11 protein-coding genes and 2 pseudogenes are annotated in these 17563 nt (G+C 66.9%); 4 read left to right on the plus strand and 9 right to left on the minus strand.

The genetic code is table 11. The annotated features are described in order from the left end of the window. Window positions 1-311: 311 nt before the first annotated feature. Window positions 312-1615 (minus strand): annotated as a pseudogene (locus tag ABH926_RS45440) (IS256 family transposase). 289 nt (window positions 1616-1904) lie between these two features. On the opposite strand from ABH926_RS45440, the gene ABH926_RS45445 reads away from it, so the two are divergent. Then, the gene (locus tag ABH926_RS45445; RefSeq protein WP_370373260.1) at window positions 1905-2426 is read left to right on the plus strand and encodes a hypothetical protein; all 522 of its coding nucleotides are present in this window, start codon (window positions 1905-1907) and stop codon (window positions 2424-2426) included. A gap of 54 nt (window positions 2427-2480) precedes the next feature. Here ABH926_RS45445 and ABH926_RS45450 read toward each other — a convergent pair whose 3' ends face one another. Further along, complete coding sequence (locus ABH926_RS45450) at window positions 2481-5429, minus strand: LuxR C-terminal-related transcriptional regulator (RefSeq protein WP_370373262.1); 2949 nt, start codon at window positions 5427-5429, stop codon at window positions 2481-2483. A 224-nt stretch (window positions 5430-5653) separates the two neighbouring features. Further along, a complete protein-coding gene (locus ABH926_RS45455) occupies window positions 5654-5776 on the minus strand; it encodes a hypothetical protein (protein ID WP_370373264.1) in 123 nt (40 codons plus the stop codon). A 237-nt stretch (window positions 5777-6013) separates the two neighbouring features. On the opposite strand from ABH926_RS45455, the pseudogene ABH926_RS45460 reads away from it, so the two are divergent. Both ABH926_RS45460 and ABH926_RS45465 read left to right on the plus strand, forming a co-directional pair. Then, a pseudogene (locus tag ABH926_RS45460) lies at window positions 6014-7104 on the plus strand (integrase core domain-containing protein). 9 nt (window positions 7105-7113) lie between these two features. Beyond that, window positions 7114-7485 (plus strand): integrase core domain-containing protein, encoded by a 372-nt coding sequence (locus ABH926_RS45465; RefSeq protein ID WP_370373265.1) that lies wholly within the window; start codon window positions 7114-7116, stop codon window positions 7483-7485. A 13-nt stretch (window positions 7486-7498) separates the two neighbouring features. Here the strand turns inward: ABH926_RS45465 and ABH926_RS45470 are convergent, their stop codons facing one another. From ABH926_RS45470 to ABH926_RS45495, 6 genes are all read right to left on the minus strand, one after another. After that, on the minus strand, window positions 7499-7804 hold the full coding sequence (locus ABH926_RS45470) for a hypothetical protein (protein ID WP_370373266.1): 306 nt from the start codon (window positions 7802-7804) through the stop codon (window positions 7499-7501). A 132-nt stretch (window positions 7805-7936) separates the two neighbouring features. Beyond that, window positions 7937-11170, minus strand: a complete 3234-nt coding sequence (locus tag ABH926_RS45475) for an NEW3 domain-containing protein (protein ID WP_370373268.1) — start codon at window positions 11168-11170, stop codon at window positions 7937-7939. 97 nt (window positions 11171-11267) lie between these two features. Continuing rightward, entirely contained in the window at window positions 11268-12533 is a 1266-nt protein-coding gene (locus ABH926_RS45480) for a Gfo/Idh/MocA family protein (RefSeq protein ID WP_370373416.1), read from the minus strand. A gap of 133 nt (window positions 12534-12666) precedes the next feature. Continuing rightward, a complete protein-coding gene (locus tag ABH926_RS45485; RefSeq protein ID WP_370373270.1) occupies window positions 12667-13500 on the minus strand; it encodes a carbohydrate ABC transporter permease in 834 nt (277 codons plus the stop codon). Between the two features lie 14 nt (window positions 13501-13514). Next, window positions 13515-14486 carry a carbohydrate ABC transporter permease gene (locus ABH926_RS45490; protein WP_370373272.1) on the minus strand — a complete coding sequence of 324 codons (972 nt, stop codon included), beginning with the start codon at window positions 14484-14486 and terminating at the stop codon, window positions 13515-13517. Window positions 14487-14623: 137 nt separating this feature from the next. Then, the gene (locus ABH926_RS45495; protein WP_370373274.1) at window positions 14624-15928 is read right to left on the minus strand and encodes an ABC transporter substrate-binding protein; all 1305 of its coding nucleotides are present in this window, start codon (window positions 15926-15928) and stop codon (window positions 14624-14626) included. A gap of 166 nt (window positions 15929-16094) precedes the next feature. Between ABH926_RS45495 and ABH926_RS45500 the strand changes: the two genes are divergently transcribed. Next, entirely contained in the window at window positions 16095-17237 is a 1143-nt protein-coding gene (locus tag ABH926_RS45500) for an ROK family protein (protein WP_370373276.1), read from the plus strand. The last annotated feature ends 326 nt before the right edge of the window (window positions 17238-17563 follow it).

Below are 17563 nucleotides of genomic sequence, written 5' to 3' on the forward strand. Positions count from 1 at the left end.
CACCACGCAGCCGCCAGCCTGTCGGGCGGTTCAGCCGAACGCCACACCATCGAGCAAACCCATACCGGACATCACAGTACGTCCCGCCCTCTCAGACCATCACGCGCACCCAACGGGGCACCGACAAGAGCGCAATAGCCGATCAGGCCTCTACGTACCCGTCCCCTATCTCAGACGGGCCGACCGACTGAACGGCCGATACCGCTATCAGCAACGCTACGACCCTGCGGCCACTGGGGAACGAGCGCCACGAGTGTGGGGAGCCCGTGCGGGTCTGTCAAAGCAACGGTGTAATGGGTTTGATGTTGGGGTTACTGCCGTCCGGCTGACAGGCGGCCGTCGAAGGTCATGTCGAACGCGTTCAGCGCGGGTTTCCAGCGCCTGCTCCAGCGGGCTCGGCCCTGGCCGGTCGGGTCCAGGCTCATGATGGCCATGTATACGCACTTGAGCGCGGCCTGCTCGTTCGGGAAGTGGCCGCGGGCCTTGACTGCCCGGCGTATCCGGGCGTTGACCGACTCGATGGCGTTGGTCGAGCAGATGATGGTCCGGATCTCGGCGTCGAAGGATAGGAACGGTACGAACTCCGCCCAGGCGTTCTCCCACAACCGGATGATCGCCGGGTACTTCGCGCCCAGGTCTCGGCGAACTCCAGGAACCGTTCAGTCGCGGCGGCCTCGGTCGGGGCGGTGTAGACCAGCTTGAGGTCTTTGGCGATCTGCGCCCAGTGCCGGCGGCCGGCGTAGCGGAAGCTGCCCCGCAGCAGGTGGATGACGCAGGTCTGGGAGATGGCCTGCGGCCAGACCTGCCCGATGGCATCCGGCAGGCCTTTGAGGCCGTCGCAGACGACCATGCACACGTCGTCGATGCCGCGGTTCTTCAGCTCGGTGAGGACCTGCAGCCAGTGCTTGGCGCCTTCGCCGCCGTCGCCGGCCCACAGGCCCAGGATTTCGCGTTCGCCGGCGGCGGTGACGGCCAGGGCCACATAGATCGGCCGGTTGGCGACCTTCCCGTCCCGGATCTTGACGTGGATCGCGTCAATGAAGATCACCGGGTAGACGCGGTCCAGCGGGCGGTTCTGCCACTCGGCCATGCCGTCCAGCACCTTGCCGGTGATGGTGGAGATCGTCTGCCGGGACACCTCGGCGCCGTAGACGTCGGCCAGATGCGCCTGCACCTCGCCGGTGGTCAGGCCCTTCGCGGACAGCGAGATCACCAGGTCGTCGACCCCGGACAGCCGCCGCTGCCGCTTCGCCACGATCTTCGGCTCGAACGAGCCGTCACGATCCCGTGGCACGTCGACCTCGACCGGCCCGACCTCGGTCAGGACGGTCTTGGATCGGGAGCCGTTGCGGGAGTTCCCGCCGTTCTTCCCGGCCGGGTCATGCTTGTCATAGCCCAGATGATCGGTGATCTCGCCTTCCAGGGCCGACTCCAACAACCGCTTGGTCAGCTGCGCCAGCAGCCCGCCCTCGCCGGCCAACTGCAACCCGGAGGACCGGGCCTGATCCACCAGCCGGTCCAGCAACTGGGCGTCGATCGCATCGGTTGTCACCGCCGGCGGCTCGGAGTCCTCGAACTCCACCGCATCCACGGGTCCTGCTATGAGGTCAGTCATCGGTGCCACTTTCAAGATCAAGTTACACCGTTCAATCTACAGACCCTCACTTGACTGACACGCGATGTCAGCGGGTGCGGAATCCCCCGGCATGCACACGACGCAGCAGGGGCCGACAGGGAGGCCGGTTACCTAATGATCGATTAGGTATCTTTGCGGATGTCATTAATCCGCGATGGATGGAAGTGTTGGCGTACGGCGCTGAGGCGAGCTCCGCCGTTTCCGCAATCCTGCTGACGCTGTGCCGGACAAGTGTCCTACGTGGCTTGACGAAAATGAGGTATCGACAATGGGCCTGCGCGATCGACTCATCGCCAAAGCGATGACGAATCTGCCCGACCACCGCAGTGCACTGGTTGAGGCCCTCGGGCCGGACGATGAACTGCTGGGATTCACCTTTGGCACGCCCGTCGCGTTCGAGACCGGATCCGGCACCGGTTTCGGCACCGCCCGCCTGACCGGACTCGTCATCAACAAGGTCTCCGAACAGGTGTCCAAGGCGCGTCATATCAGCGGTGACAGCGGGAGCATCGCACGGACGCTGCCGCGCGACGCGGCCAGCCGTGCGCTGGTCATCAGCGACAGGGGCCTGTCGATCTGGGACTTCGGGCCGACTTCGCAGACGTTCCCCCCGTCCCGACAGGTCGCGGTCGCGCGGCAGGACATCAGCTCCATCAGCAGGACCGGGCAGAGCCGCGGCGGGTACGTGAAGATTCGCGTGGTCTTCTCCGACGAGTCGTTCTTCGACTATCGGGCTGCGGAGCACGCCCTGTATGCGGAATTCTGGCCCGCGGTCGACTCCTTCGCGTAAACACTCGATCCCACACTCACATCGAGTCGGCTCCGCGTCGAAGGGATGGTTCGATCATTCCGAGCCACCATCGTCGGCTCCGAGAAGGAGGCGGGTGAGGGCTGTGCGGGAGGAGACGTTGAGTTTGCGGTAGATCCTCGCGAGGTGGGCGTCCACAGTGCGTTTGCTGAGGAACAGTTGTTCCGCGACGTCCCGGCTGCGCTTGCCGGCGGTGACCAGTTCCGCGATCTGGCGCTCCCGGTCGGTGAGCAGGGCCGTGATGTCGGGCCCTGGGGATTCCGCGGCCGTGCCGTCGAAGGTGACGCTCGCTGCCAGCAGGTCTTGTGCCGCTACGGCTTCCTCACGTACTCGCACCGCACCGTGAATGTCGGCCAGGTTCACCGCTGAGGCCAGCCAGTTGGCGGCGGTCGCTGATCCGTGCGCGCTCTCGGCTGAGTGCGCACCCACGACGAGCGTCCAGGCATGGTGGATCGGCCTGCCGCCTCGCCGGAACCCGTGCGCGGCCTGCTCGAAAAGTTTCGCCGCCATGGCGTGTTCGCCTTCGGCCATGTGCAGGATGGCTTGGGCGCGGTCGACATGCGCTCGCTGGACGGCGAGCCCGAGTCGCTCGGCGGCGGAGTCGCCGTCACGGGCCCAGCGCTGGGCCGCGTCGGTGTCGCCGGTGAGCAGTGCGGCCGTCGACAGCATGGCCAGCAGCATCGGGTGGAAGTTGGGCTGGAACAAGTGCAGGTCCTCACCGCCGCCTCCCTCGAGCAGGGCCTCGGTGCAGCCGGGGGCGTCTCCGCTGATGAGCCGCACCATGGCCAGTTGCATGGCTGCGGACCCTGCCCACCAGCCCGGCTGGGCGGTGCGTGCACTCTCCTCGGCGAGTGCGACGACCGCGGCGGAGTCGTGCCGGCTCCGCGTCCAGATCATCGCGCCGACCCTCATCGCTTTGCTCATGCTGATCGCGTCGTCCACACCGGTGGCGCGGGCGACACGTTCCGCCTCCAGCGCCCTCTGTTCGGCCTCGCTCAGCCGGCCGGCCTCCTGGTCGATGTAGGACAGGCCCAGCAGGCAGTGCGGCAGGGCCTGCTGGGGGCCTCCGGCCTGTGCGAGGGTCAGACCGCGGCGGAAGTGCCGTGACGCGGCGGGGTACTGTTCGGTGAACAGCTCGGTGCAGCCGAGCATGGCCAAAAGCTCGGGGGTTCGTGCGGCGGCCGAGTCCGGCAGCCCGTCGACGAGTTGGGCGCTGTCGACGAGGGCGGGTATCACGGCCGCCGTGTCACCGAGGTAGCTGTCGCCGAACGCGGACAGGACGCGCACAGATGCGACGGACGTCGCGTCGCCCTGTCCGCGGGTGCCTGCCCCGCCCCCTGTCGTGGTGGCACTCACGACTTCGCGCACCAGCGTGCGTGCTTCACGGTAGGTACCCCAGAACACATGCAGGAACCCGTATTCGAAGGCAAGTTCGGCGGCTGCGGCGGGCAGCGGTCGCGGCAGCGTGTGCAGGGCGATTCGCGCGGATGCCTCGGCTTCGGCGAATCGGCCGAGTTGGCGTTCGGTGGCCGCGCGGACGGCGTAGGCATTCAACCGCAGGTCCTCGGCCAGATACGTGTGGTCGCGCAGGACTTCGTGGGCCATGGTCCGGGCAGCCTCGAGCCTTCCGGCAGCGCTCAGGGCGCGGGAGCATTCGAGCATCAAGGTGGCCCGCTCGGCAGTCGGGCGGTCGCCACTCGGCAGGTTCTCCAGGGCCAGACGCAGCCAGCGGACCGCAGTCGCCGGAGCGTCCGGGAGGACCTCCGTCGCGCCCCGGGTCAGTAGGTTGACGGCAACCGAAGCGTCCGTGCCGACGAGGTGCTCAGCATGCCGTGCCAGCTGCACGGCGGAGGCCCCGCGGGCCGCGAACAGGTCCAGCGCCCGCTGGTGCGCGGCCAGAAGGACGGATATCGCCGCGCGTTCGTGGGCGATGTGGCGCAGCAGCGGGTGCCGGAAGGCGAAGCGCCCGTTCGAGGCGAGGGGACGTACCACGTCGGCCCGCACGAGGTCGCTCAGCGCGTCGAGGATCTGGCCGAGGTTGCGCCCCGAGGTCTCGGCGACGTCCTCCGGTCGGAACGGGTCGCCGAGCACCGCAGCCGTGTGCGCTGCGGCCGACACGTCCGGCGTCAGGGCGTCTAGCTCCGCCGTCATCGCCACGGCCTCTCGAAGCAGTCCGTCCGTATCGGATCCGGGGCGGTCGGGCCAGTGCTCAGGCTCCCAACCCCCGGCTACCAGGACGCGCAGATGGCGCGGGTTGCCTCCGGACGCGGCGCGCAGCTGCTCCGCGAACTCCGGAGAGTCAAGTGGCCCACGGTGGGCAGAGCTGTCGGCCGGTGTCGCACGTTGGCGCGTCGGGCCGGTGTACGGGATCGTGGCGCTGTCCTCGGATGTACGCCAGTGGTCAAGCAGAACGGCCACCGTTTCGGCGTCCAACGGCTGCGGTTCGATGCGGATCACGCTTCCAGTCCGCGAACCATGCTCCAGCGCCTCCAGCAGCATAGAGTCGGTCCGCCGCGGCTGGTGTGCCAGAGCTAGCACCAACGGCCCGGGCGCGAGGGTCCGGACCAGGCGTGCGGCGAGTTGCGACGAGGCCTCGTCGCACAAGTGGACGTCGTCCAACAGCAGCATCCCCCCTACGCCGTCCGCGGCCCAGCCCGCCATCCGGGTGCGGATCTCGCGGAAAACCGCTTCATCGCTCACTGACTGATCGGGGTGCGGCCAGTCACCCGCGGCTTCGCGGAACGCTTGGTACGGAATGGCGCTCCCGCGTATAGCGTGGGCCCGGGCCACCTGAACTCCGCGCCGCTGGGCCATCTCCGCCAGCATGTTCATCAAGCGCGTCTTGCCGATCCCCGGATCACCGGCGATCTCCACCACGGTGCCGCGCCCTGAGCCCAGCTCCTCCAACACCCCGACGAGCCGGGCGGTCTCGGTATCCCGTCCGACCAGTGGACCTTCGGTCCCTTGCGAAGCTGCGACGAACATGCGGGCCCCTCCAAACTGCGCTGTGAGAAGTCGTACTCCACGGCAGATGGATCTTGCCAGCTCACACGCATCCAGTCCGTAGACGTTCGGTGTTCTGGCGGCCCGGAGGCTGCGACGGTTGAAGTGTACTCGGCATATGTAAGCAGGAACGCGGCTTAGGCTTAAGCTTCTTAAGCGCAACGTGAAATTGACTTCCGATTCGGACCCTCGCGGTCGGCGAGCGGTCAGTCCGGCGCATCCCAGGTGAAGCGGTGGACGTGGATGCCGAAGTAGGGGAACGACTCCACCTCCCGCACACCGGGGATCGCCCGGACGCGGTCGTTGATCAGCGCGGACGACTCGTCCATTGTGTGGCACACAAATACAGCCCATGGACCTTGAGAAGCTCCACCTTCGCAACGTCGGCGGCATTGGGCATATAGGACAGTAGCGTTTTCACGAGAGTTTCAATGCGCGACCAACCTTGTGCGTGCCGAAAATATCGTCCGCGCTGGTCAAGAGCGGTTGGTCCGTCGCTTCGTAGCGGCAAGTGATCAGCCGGTTTTCGGTGCAGCGCCAACCCAGGATGGCGATAATGGTTGGTCGTGCTGGTCCGGTTCGCATATCTGGCGGTGTCGAATACGTTCGCTGCGTTGCGTCTACTTCCGATGAGCAGCCGGGAAAAGGACGCGGAGATCTTGGCGCTGCGACACCGTGCTCCGGGTCTTGCAGCGCCAATTGGGCAGCGAACGGGTCCGATTGAAACGCGCTGATCGGGCGTTGCTGGCGGCATTGCTCGGCACGCAGAACCTTACGCCAGCTACAGCTGATAGTGAGTCCGGACACCGTCCTGCGCTGGCATCGCGATCTACTCAACCGGCGTCGTGCGGCTCGCAGCAGGCCCAAGCGTCCCGGGCATCCGCGGACTGTGGCCTCGATCCGGCGGCTGGTGCTGCGTTTGGCACGCGAGAACGGCACGTGGGGCGACCGGCGTATCCACGGCGAGCTGGCATTGCTGGGCGTCACGGTCGCCGCCTCCACCGTGTGGGAGATCCTCAAGGACGCCGGCGTCGACCCGTCGCCGGATCGGTCCGCAACAAGTTGGGCGGCGTTCCTGCGCGGCCAGGCCGAGACAATCCTGGCTTGCGACTTCATCAAGACGGTCACGCTGCGTGGGCAGCGCCAGTACATCCTGGCCGTCATCAAACACGCTACCCGTAGGATCCGCATTCTCGGCACCACGGCGCACCCCACGGCTTCGTGGGTCGCCCAGGCGGCCCGGAACCTGGTGATGGACCTGGAGGACGCCGGATGTTCGATCAAGTATCTGATTCGTGACCGTGACGGGAAGTTCTGCGCCGCATTCGACGAGGTACTGGCTGATGCCGACATTCAGGTCGTGCTCAGCCGGGTTCGGGCGCCGCGGATGAACGCAGTGATGGAGCGCTGGGTGGGTACCTGCCGACGCGAACTGCCGGACCGGATGCTGATCTGAAACCAGACCCACCTGCTGCATGCGCTGCGCGAATTCGAGAGCTACTACAACCTGCATCGGCCACACCGGTCGCTGGACCAGAGCGCGCCACTGCAGCCCGCGCCCGAACCGATCACCGGCAGCGCCGACATCGTCGACCTGAACGTCCGAAGACGCGACCGACTCGGCGGCATCCTGCGCGAGTACGAGCACGCAGCCTGACCTGCATGGATGAAATATTCGGCACCCACAGCGTCCTTCGGCGCCGCGTTCGACGCGGTGTTCGACGCCGCCGGCATCGAGGTCATCCGGACTGGGGTCCGGGCACCGCGCCAGAACTCGATTATGGAGCGGTGGTTCCGAAGCCTTCGCGTGGAGCTCACCGACCGCACCCTCATCTGGAACCTGCCCCACCTGATGCGCCTGCTCCGCGAGTACGAGCAGCACTACAACACGCACCGCCCGCACCGCCCGCACCGCGCACTCCGCCATGCCGCACCACAGCAGCCGCTGCCGGACAACATGATCGACCTCGACGCGCTACGTGTCCGGCGACGAGATCGAGCCGGAGGCGTGATCCACGAATACGAGCAGGTCGCATAGGTTTTCGGCACTCTCAAGTGTCCGGGAAGGCGCCGGTGGCCACCGGCGAGCCCCAAGCGCTCAGCCAATCGGAGACGTAGATCTGGTACTTCCCGATCCGCAGGCCGCAGTGGCCGAGCCGAGGTCGGCGGCGACTGCGGCCGCGCTGATCAAGCTGACGGACAGGAAGGCGCGACGAGGTGGCGAACACATGCATGCATCCGCCGTTGATGGTCAGCGCGCCGTTGATGTGGGTCCACTTCTGGGCGGCGGTGTGTTTGCAAGCCGCCAGAACGGCCTGGTTGCCGTCGGCGCTGAGTCGTTGAGATCGTCGCCGCACTCACCGAAGCGGGCAGGTATTCGGATCATGATGAAGTCCCTGCGCTGAGGACTGGCCACAAGGGCGGGACGAGTTCTGACGATCCCGTCCCGCCCCTGATCAGGGTGTTTCAGCGGGCTGGTTTGGCAGCGATCACGAGCCGACGCCCATAGCGAAGACGTGTATCGACGGGTTCTGCGGCAGTTGCACACCGGAGACTGTCTTGCCCGGGGTCAGCGGCACGCTGTTGTAGTAGACGTTGTATTGGTTGCCTTGATTGGCCGGTCCGGACTGCGTGTTGCGATAGGTAGTGGTGATGACGGGCTGCGCGCCGAACTGCGTCGGTGTGTCGCTGAGCCAGTTCGGGAAGCCGAGGCTGCTGGTCGAGGTGGTGCCGTCGGTGTAGTAGACGGTGACGGGGCCTGAGGATCCGCCGATGTCGGCTCCGAGGAAGGCCAGGGACGCGCCGGTGCCGGAGACGGGGATGATCTGGCCGTCGGCGATGGTGTTGTCGTTGGCTCCGGCGGCTGCGCTCGGCCAGGTGAAGGACGTCTGGTTGTAGGTCAGTGTCGCACCGGAGTTCACTCCGGCCGCGGACAGTGCCTGCTTGGAGTAGCTGTTTCCGTAGCCGTCGAAGTCGCCTGGGGATGGCGTCGAGTCGTCGCTGACGCCCACGTTGTCGAACGTCGCGGCCAAGCTGGGGAACGCGACCGGCAGCGCCAGCGTGGCCTCGGAATCACCGGGACTGCTGGGGTAGGACACCGACACCGAACTGGTCTGGTCACCGGTGCCGGCGTTCGCGGGGACATTCGCGATCCACGAAGCGGTCGCGGTGGCACCGGCGGCGATCGCACCGACGGTCGCGGTCGTGGCGGGGGTCGTCCAGCCGGAGGGCAACTTGAGTGTCGCGGTGACCCCGGTCATCGTGGTCGCGCCGGGATTCGTCACAGAGGCGGTCATCGTGGCCGACCCGCCCTGAGTCACGTAGCCGCTGCCCGCTGTCAAAGCCACCGAGGGTGCGACACCCACGGTTCCCGTCGTGAAAGTTCCGCTGGCGTCGGCGACTCCGGGACCGCCCTTGCCGGTGATGGTGAAAGTCGCGTTCTTCGAGGACTTCGGGACACCGGTGATGCCGCCGGTGTCGGGGTTGAGCGTCAGGCCCGCGGGCAGCGAGCCGCGCGTGACGGCATAGCGGACCGTTTCGGGGCTGTTGGTGGCCACCCACGCCTCATAGAGCTTGCCCGCGACCACCGCGGGCAGACCGGTTGCGGTGAACGCCGGGGTCGGAGCAGTGACGGCCTGCGCGGAACCGACGGGGTTGCCGGATCCGTCGAGCTGCTGCAGCGACCACACCCGGCCGGGGGTGATGACGCTCAAGTGCCAGTGCGTCGCCTGGTTCCGCATCTGTGCGCGCTCATCGGCGGTGAACGCACCGAGGTTGCGGGCGGTCTCCCACTGCTTGGCGGCGTCGAGCAGTGCTGAGGTCTGAGATCCGGAGTTCAGGGCGGACACCGAGGTCTGGAATCCGGCTCCTGCGTTGAGGCCGGCGCCGCGAGCCAGGTCGTCCTCCACCGTCTGCAGGCTGTCGTTCAAGGAGATCCAGCCAAGCATGCCGGGAAGGTAGTTGGCCTGGTAGTAGGCGTTGTTGATGAACACCTGGTTCATGCTGGTCGAGCCGACCTCGCCCCAGCTGGCCCGGGACAGGCCGTCCCAGACGTTGGAGCCCATGCGGCTGGTCTCGGAGATGAACCCGTCATGCGAGCTCTGCTGGCGGTAGGTACCGTTGACCAGGCTAGCCATGCCGTACGGTCCCCAGCCGGCCTGCGAGGCCGACTCCAGGCCGTCGAACGACATCGCCCTGACACCGGTGGTGTTCCACATGTCGGCGAAGCGGGAGGCGATGGCGTTGATGATATTCAGGTCGCCCAAGGCCCCGCCGTACTCGTTCTCCAGGACGCGAGACGCCGTTGCCCCGCTGGCGTGGTCGGCGGCCTTGGAACCCCAGCCGCCACGGCCCAGGCCCGTGACCACGCACTGCCCGTTGACCATGCTGGAGGAGGCATAGCTGAAGAACTCGTTGTCGACCAGCAGCATCCTGCCCGCGACGCCATCGGCCAGCGGCGCGCAACTGGTGAGATACGCGGTGGTACTCCCGGCACTCAGGCTCTGCACCAGAGTGGCAGACAGACCGCGTCCCAGATCGGCACTCGGAACCGGTGTGACGTAGGGGTCGTTGAGGTCGACGAAGTCCGACAGCGTGTGTGTCCCCACTTGTACGCCGTCCGCGTTCGCCTTGCTGACCAGAGCCTTGGCCGCGCTATCGCTGCCACCGAATGCGCTGTCGAACTGGTAATGGCCGGCGGACTGCCAGGGGCCCTCGGCGTTCGGCAGCGAGTAGACCACGTTGATCCCGGCCGCCTTGGCGTACGCGGCCGCCTGGTCCACGTTGCCGGTGTTCAAGTCGGACAGGACCAGGAACGACTGGGACGTGGCCTGTGCGGTCTTCTGCCATTGTCCGTTGATCGTCGGGTACGGCAGCCCTTGGTTGGCCGCTACCGCCGACAGCACAGTGGGTGCCATGTCAGGGGTGGTGCCGAACAGCGCGATGCTCGACCCGACGACCGAGCCCTGGTTCCCCGGCAACGGCCCCTCCGGAGTCGGGTAGTTGGGGCCGCCGTTGTAGCTGGCCTGGCGGTAGCGCTGCTTGGTGTAGTCGAAGGTGAAGGCACGCAGCAGCGTCCCCCAGGGCGTGCGAGCCCCCACGCTCCACTCCTCCAGCCCGTTGGGCGAGACCTGGAGGTTGGACGGGTCGGAGGCGACCTCGTTCTGCCAGCCGATGGGGGTGTTCACCTCCTCGCGCGGCCAGCCGCCCTCGGTGCCGTCGGTGAGCGGTTTCATCCCGACCGCGAAGCCGTTGTCGCGTACGATGCCGACGGCTTCGCCGAGCGTTTGGGTGATGGTGGTCGGAAGCGGGCCCCACAGCAAGGTCTGCAGGTCACCGCCGCTTGGCGCGACGGCCTTGGTGACGGTCAAGGTGGAGTAGGTCGTCTTGTTCTGGACGGCGACGTCGATCTCGAGGCCGCCGGTGCCGGTGAAGCGGAGCGTGTTGTTCGCGCGGGAAGTCAGCTTGGTCGGCTGCACCTGGTGGCCGCCTACCATCAGGCTGACCAGTGAGGCGGTGCCGTGCCCGGTGGCGAGGTAGTTCGTCCCGGTCCGATTGTCGGTCAAGGCGGTGACCTGCCCGGTGCTGCTGAGGCCCAGATGGAGGTAGCCGGCGTCGACCACGTATCCCCCGGAGCCGTCATGTCCGATGGCTCCAGGTCGGGACTCGGCGCCAAAGGCGAAAGTCCCGGTCGCTGCCAACGCCGCGGTCAACACGGCCGTCACAGCGACTCTGAATCTCGTTCTGTACGATCTTGGTGCAGGTACCATGGTGCTTCCTCTCCTTGGTGAGTAGCGCGCGACGCCCGGTAACCTCGCGTCCTTACATCTCGATCACCGTCCTGTTCTTGCGGGCGCGCTCGGCGGCGAACACGACGCGGTGGCTGGCGAGGCTGGTCTCGATGCCGGAGACGATCAGCTCGGGGCGCCCCCGGTGCAGGGCGTCGAGGAACGCGTTGAACATCGCCTCGTCGCCGCCGGCATGCCCCTCAGCAGCTGAGGAACCGTCCAGAGACGTGTCGTAGACGGTGCGCGTCTCGGTGTGGAAGTCGTAGATCTCGATGAACCGGCCGTCGCCGGTCAACTGGCCGCGGGTGCCGAAGACCTTGGTGTGGCGGTTCTCCAGCGGGGTGAACGCGGCCAGGGTGAAGGAGGCGGTGACGCCGTCGTCGAATTCCAGGTTCACCACCTGGTGATCCACAACGTCGTTATCGCTGTGGTAGACGCAGCGGCCGTAGGGGCCGTCGGCCAGCGCCGCGGTCACCCCTTCCTCCGACAGATCGCCTTCGGCCATGATCCGGGCGAAGTACTGCTTGGTGCCGCCGTTGCGCAGTCCTTCGCGATACAGCGTCGTGGCCGAGTACTGGCACGTGTGCTGCAGAGGGCAGGTGAGGCAGCGGTCGGTGGCTCCGGCCGGGGCCCGCTCGGGGCGGAAATGGGTCAGCGAGCCGAACGAGCTGACCCGGGCCACTGTCCGGCCCACGATGTCGGCGATCCAGTCGATGTCGTGGCAGGACTTGGCCAGCAGCAACGGGGAGGACTCGTCTTCCCGGCGCCAGTTGCCACGGACGAAGGAATGCGCGAAGTGGTAGTAGCCGACCGGCTCCAGGTGCTGGAGCGAGACGATGTCGCCGATCCCGCCATCGCGCAGGAGCTGCTTGAGCTTGACGGAATACGGTGTGTACCGCATGACATGCGCGACGGCCATGGCCGTGCCGTTGCGTCGCCCCGCCTCAGCGATCGTCTCGCAGTCGGCCTCGGTGGTGGCCATCGGCTTTTCCAGCAGGATCTGATAGCCGAGGTCCGCCAAGGCGATGGCGGCGGCGACATGCTCGGCGTCCGGAACCGCGATCACCGCCACGTCGGCGATGCGCGGTCCTTCGAGCAGGTCGCGCCAATGGCCGAAGGTGCGGTCGGGGGTGACTTGGTGCTTGGCGGCGAAGGCTTTGCGGACCAGGTCGCGTGGTTCGGCGACCGCGACCACACGCGCGATGCCCGGACGTTTCGCAGCGATGTCGGCATAGCCGGCGCCACGGGCTCCGGCCCCGAGGATCGCCAACGTCAGCGGACGGTCCAGGACCTCGCCCATTTCGCCGGTGACGAATGCGTCCGGTTCGATGCCGATGGTGGGGTTCACAAGCTGCTCCCATGATGGTGATGTGGTGCGTCAGGGCAGGACCGGTCAGGGAGGCAGCGGAAGCCGCGCAACGGTGCGAAGGCCGTCACCCCTTGGTCGCCCCTCCGGTGAGGCCCTTGACGAAGTGCTTCTGGAAGGCCAGGTAGAACACAAGAATGGGCAAGGTGGCCAGGAACATGAGCGCGAAAACCGCGCCGAAATCGCTTTGGTGCTCGCCGATCGCGCGGTAGATGCCGACCGTGACGGTCGTGCCGTTGGCCGGGCCCAGGATGATCAGCGGGTTGAGGAAGTCGTTCCAGATCCACACACCCAGGAAGATCAGAACACTGGCCGAGGCCGGCCGCAGCAGCGGGAACACCACCGTCCAGAAAGTCCGGAAGCGTCCAGAGCCGTCCAAGGCCGCGGCCTCCTCCAGCTCGATCGGAATGGACTTCACGAATCCGGTGAAGACGAACACCCCGAACGGCACGTAGTAGCCGACGTCGACCAGCACCAGTCCGGGAATCGTGGTCATCAAACCCAACGAGCGCAGAACCTCGGTGACCGGCTCCAGGATGACCGGCGGCGGGATCATCAACCCGCACAACAACACCGCCAGCGTCGCCTTGGCCCATCGGCTGTGGGAACGTGCCAGGTAGTGGCCGAGCATCGCCGAGACCACGGTCAGGACCGTGATGGACAAAGCGGTGACCTCGACGCTGTTGATCAGGCCGTACCAGAACAGGCGGTCCGGGCGGGAGAGGACTTGGTGGATCGAGGCCAGCGTCGGCGGGACGGGCAGGCTCACCGGGTGAGCGGTGATGTCCTGGCCGCGTTTGAAGACGTTGACGACGACGATGTAGAGCGGCAGGAAGAACACGGCGGTCACGAAGCTCGCGGCAATGGGTCGGAGCCACGACGACGTACGCGGCGTTCGCATGATGCCCGGGACTGTCACAGCGTCACCTCCCGCCGCTGCAGGATGCGCAGGGCGACGACCGATATCACCGCGATGATCACCAGCATCGAGGTGGCCATGGCCGCGCCGTAGCCGATGTGGTTGCCGGTGAATGTGGTCTGCACGACCTGGAAGGCGATGGTGGAGGTGGTGCCGTTGCCGGGGCCGCCGTTGGTGATCACCTGGATCTGGTCGTAGGCCTTGAAACCGGTGATCAGCAGCATGACGGTGTTGATGGTCACGGCGGGGGCCAGCATCGGCCAGGTGACGTGCCGGAACCGGGCCCACCGGCTGGCGCCGTCCATCTCGGCGGCCTCCAACAACTCGGGGGGAACGCCGGCCAGGCCGGCCAGGTAGACCACGACACAGAACCCCAGGACCTGCCAGGTGATGATGAACGCCACCGAGTAAAGCGCGAGATTCGGATCGGACAGCCAGCCGGGCGGATGGGCTACGCCCAAACTGTGGAGGGCGGAGTCCAGCATCCCGTCATCGGACAGGATCGCCTCCCAGATCACCGAGACCACTACCGACGACAGGATGACCGGGGTGAAGAAGACACTGCGCAACGCGTTGTAAAAGCGACCCCGCCGATCCAGCATTTGTGCGATGGCCAGACCCAGGACATTCGCCGCGACGGTCACGATGAGGGTGAGGATCACCGTGTTCTTCAACGCGCCGGTGAAGTCGGCGTCGCCGAAAAGCCTGGTGTAGTTCCGCAGACCGACCCACTTCGTCGGCGGGTTGGCGGGATTCTCGTTGGTGAAGCCCGTCCGAACCGTCATCGCGATCGGGATCAGGACGAAGACCAGGAAGACAACCAGCCCCGGCGCGCCGAAGGTCAGAAAATGCAGTACCCCGGACAACCCTCTGGAAGGTCGCTGTCTGCCCGGCGGGGACCGGCGGTCCGCCACACCCCGCTGTGTTCGGATGCCGACGCCATCATGCGGCAGGATCGTCGCAGCCATTGTTCGTCTCTTCCTGTGCGGACCGGTCGTCAATGGAGCTGACCGGCTCTCTTCGAGCTGTCGGCGGTTTCCGACGGGTTCGGGATGTGCGGACCTGGCGGGATCGGATGACCAAGCCCGCTCCCGCCGGCCGACGGCTACTGGCTCGCCTTGGCCCACTCGTCGTCCAGGAACGACGCGAACTGATCGGCGTTCTTCTTGCCGTCGATCAGATCGGCGACACCCGCCGCGGCCTTGTCCGCCACGCCCGCGGGCATGGAGCCGTCCCCGGTCTCGATCGAGAAGGCGTTCACGATCGCGTTCTGCTTCACCGCCTGCTGGTACAGGTTCAAGGTCTCGGTGTAGACCGGGCCCATGCCGGTCGGTGCGGTGTAGTCCTTCAGCGCGATGATCGACCCGTCGGTCTTGACGCTGGCGTCGAGCGAGGTCTTGTCGAGCATGAACGCCAGCGCCCACTTCTTGGCCAGATCCACGTTCGGTGCCTTCGACGACACGCTCATACCGCCACCGGTGTAGGCCGGGACCACGAGCGAGCCGTCGTCGGACGGCCAGGCGAAGACACCGACATCGAACGACGGCGGCTTGGCGTCGGCGGAGGCCGCGAACCACGAGCCCATCGGGTACATCGCGCCCTTGTTGTCGCGGAACGCCTGCTCGTCGTCGGCGTAGGAACGGGACAACCCGGCGGTGTCGATGTAGCCGTCCTTGGCCAGGTCGCTGACCTTCTGCGCGGCCTTGGTGAACGCCGGATCCGTGAACTTCACCTTGCCCGCGGCTTTCTGGGCCAGCCAGTCCGGAGTCTGCTTGTAGGTGTCAGTGGCCACCGCGCCGATCAGCGGATACATGTCGGCCCAGGTGTCCTTGCCACCGCCGCCGACCACGAAGGGGTTGATGCCCTTGGCCTTCAGCTTCGCGCTGTCGTCCAGCAGGTCCTGATACGTCTTCGGCGGCGCGGTGATACCGGCGTCGGCGAAGTCCTTCTTGTTGTAGTACACGAACGGTGTGGGCTGTGTGTCGTACGGCAGCTGGTAGATCTTGCCGCCGATCGGGTTCGAGTGCGGCGAGATGAAATCCGACAGCTCCGCATCCGTCCACGGCGCCAGCTGCCCGGCCTGAGCGAAGCCGTTCGGCGACACCGCGATCATGATGTCCGGCAGCTGGCCGGACGCCGCGAGCTGCTTGGCGTACCCGGCCCGGTCCGCGCTCGGGGCGACCAGCTTCTTGATGGTGACGCCGGGGACCTTCGCCGACGCCCTGGAGATCGCGTCGTCCCAGTACTTCGCCGTGAGGTTGGGCGTCTCGAAGGTCAGGAACGTCAGCGTGACGCTTCCCTTGGCGCCGCCTGACTGGGCGGACCCGCCGCCCCCGCCGCCGGCCGCGCAGCCGGACAACACAAGCGCCGCCACTGCACCGATCGAGACCACTATCGCCTTCTTACGCACGGTGTTCCTTCCCAGCCCGTCGCCGGGCCTGAGTTCGTCGTCGAGGGATGCCTTGCACACGCGGCGGGTGTCACCCGGCTGCGGATTTTTTGAGTCACTGACTGAAATAATGCGGTAGGGTGAGTGTCCAAGGGCCACGGAACGTTGTCAAGAGAGTGGTGGGTCAGTGGTGAGACCATCGGGCGGCGACCGATCGCTGCTCCAGAAGATCAACACCGTGGCGGTGCTGCGGGCCCTGCACGGTGCCGAGCGGCTGACGTTGCGCGATCTCGCAGCCGCAGCCGGCGTCTCGCGCAACACCGCCGAGGATGCCGCGACCGCGCTGGTCGAGACCGGGGTCGCCGAGGAGGTCCGACCCGAGGTCAACGACCAGCGTCGCGTCGGCCGTCCGGCCAAGGTCTACCGGTTCCGCGCCGACTTCGGCTGTGTACTGGGTGTCGACCTCGCCGTTCACGAAGTCAACGTGCTCGCCACCAACCTACGCGGCATCGAACGCGCCCGGTTCAGCCAGCCCTTGGATCCGCGCGCCTCGGCCGACGATCGCGTCGTAGCAGCCCGTGAGGCGCTGCTCTCAACGATGCACACTGGAGGAATCCGTCCATCCGACGTCCTGGCGATCGGCGTCGCCACGACCGGCATCGTCGATCGCACCGGACGCGTCGTCCACAGCACCCGACTCCCCCAGATCCAGGGCCGCAATCTCGCCGAAGACCTGGCGGTGGTTCCCGGCATGCCGGTGCTCGTCGGAAACGACGCCCGGCTGTTCACCCTGGCCGAACGCTGGCTCGGCACGGCCCGCGGCACCGACGACTTCGTCCACATCGTCGCCGGCCGCCACATCACCGCCAGCGTCTTCCTCAACGGACGGCTGCTGACCGGCACCAACGGCGCCGCCGGCGAGATCGGCATACTGCCTGAGTCCCGCTGGGACACCGCACTCCAGGCGATGGCGGCCTGGCCACACGGCCGGGAGGCCACCGCCGCCGCGGCGGCGGCGGGCGACACCGACGCACAGGCCCGCATCGACGAACTCGCCGACCACCTGGCGACCGGCATCGCAGCCGTCGTACTCTCCGTCGACCCCGAATGCGTCATCCTCGCCGGTGGCCTCAGCCGCGCCGGCCAGACCCTCTTGTCTCCGCTCCAGCGCCACCTCGACGCCAAGATCCTCTTTCCCGTCCCGATCCACGTTTCGACGCTCGACCACGACGCGGTCTCGCTCGGCGCCGTGCGCCTGGCGCTCGACCACGTCGAGAGCACCTTGTTCGACACCGAGTCCGTGCGCCTGGCCTCCGCGCTCACGACCTGAGCCGAGGGCACCGACGCACGCCACCGGCTCTCCCTGGCGAAACGGCGGTGGTCCCTGCCTCTCGAACCTGACGCCGGCGTCGCAGACTCTTGCGCCAGGCGGAGGTAGTGCGGGGGCGTTCGAGCGTAGAGACGGCTGGGGCCAGTTTCTCTCCGCAGATGCGGGGCTGATCCCGACTGGCGCGAGGTCTTGGCCGCCCACGTGGTGTGCTCCCCGCGCGTGCGGGGCTGATCCCGAGTTGGAAGCCTTAAGGCTCGGGGAGCGATTGAGGTCGGGACGTGGCGGCCTGGCGGTTCGGCTCTGGGTTGATCAGCAGGTGTCGGGTT

It is taken from the genome of Catenulispora sp. GP43 (assembly GCF_041260665.1).
Taxonomy (GTDB): domain Bacteria; phylum Actinomycetota; class Actinomycetes; order Streptomycetales; family Catenulisporaceae; genus Catenulispora.

Excerpts from the sequence above, each read along its gene's own strand:
- ABH926_RS45445 (WP_370373260.1), top strand. The coding sequence starts at position 1,905 with ATGGGCCTGCGCGATCGACTCATCGCCAAAGCGATGACGAATCTGCCC.
- ABH926_RS45450 (WP_370373262.1), bottom strand. The coding sequence starts at position 5,429 with ATGTTCGTCGCAGCTTCGCAAGGGACCGAAGGTCCACTGGTCGGACGG.
- ABH926_RS45455 (WP_370373264.1), bottom strand. The coding sequence starts at position 5,776 with ATGGACGAGTCGTCCGCGCTGATCAACGACCGCGTCCGGGCGATCCCC.
- ABH926_RS45465 (WP_370373265.1), top strand. The coding sequence starts at position 7,114 with ATGAAATATTCGGCACCCACAGCGTCCTTCGGCGCCGCGTTCGACGCG.
- ABH926_RS45480 (WP_370373416.1), bottom strand. The coding sequence starts at position 12,533 with ATGGGCGAGGTCCTGGACCGTCCGCTGACGTTGGCGATCCTCGGGGCC.
- ABH926_RS45485 (WP_370373270.1), bottom strand. The coding sequence starts at position 13,500 with ATGCGAACGCCGCGTACGTCGTCGTGGCTCCGACCCATTGCCGCGAGC.
- ABH926_RS45490 (WP_370373272.1), bottom strand. The coding sequence starts at position 14,486 with ATGGCTGCGACGATCCTGCCGCATGATGGCGTCGGCATCCGAACACAG.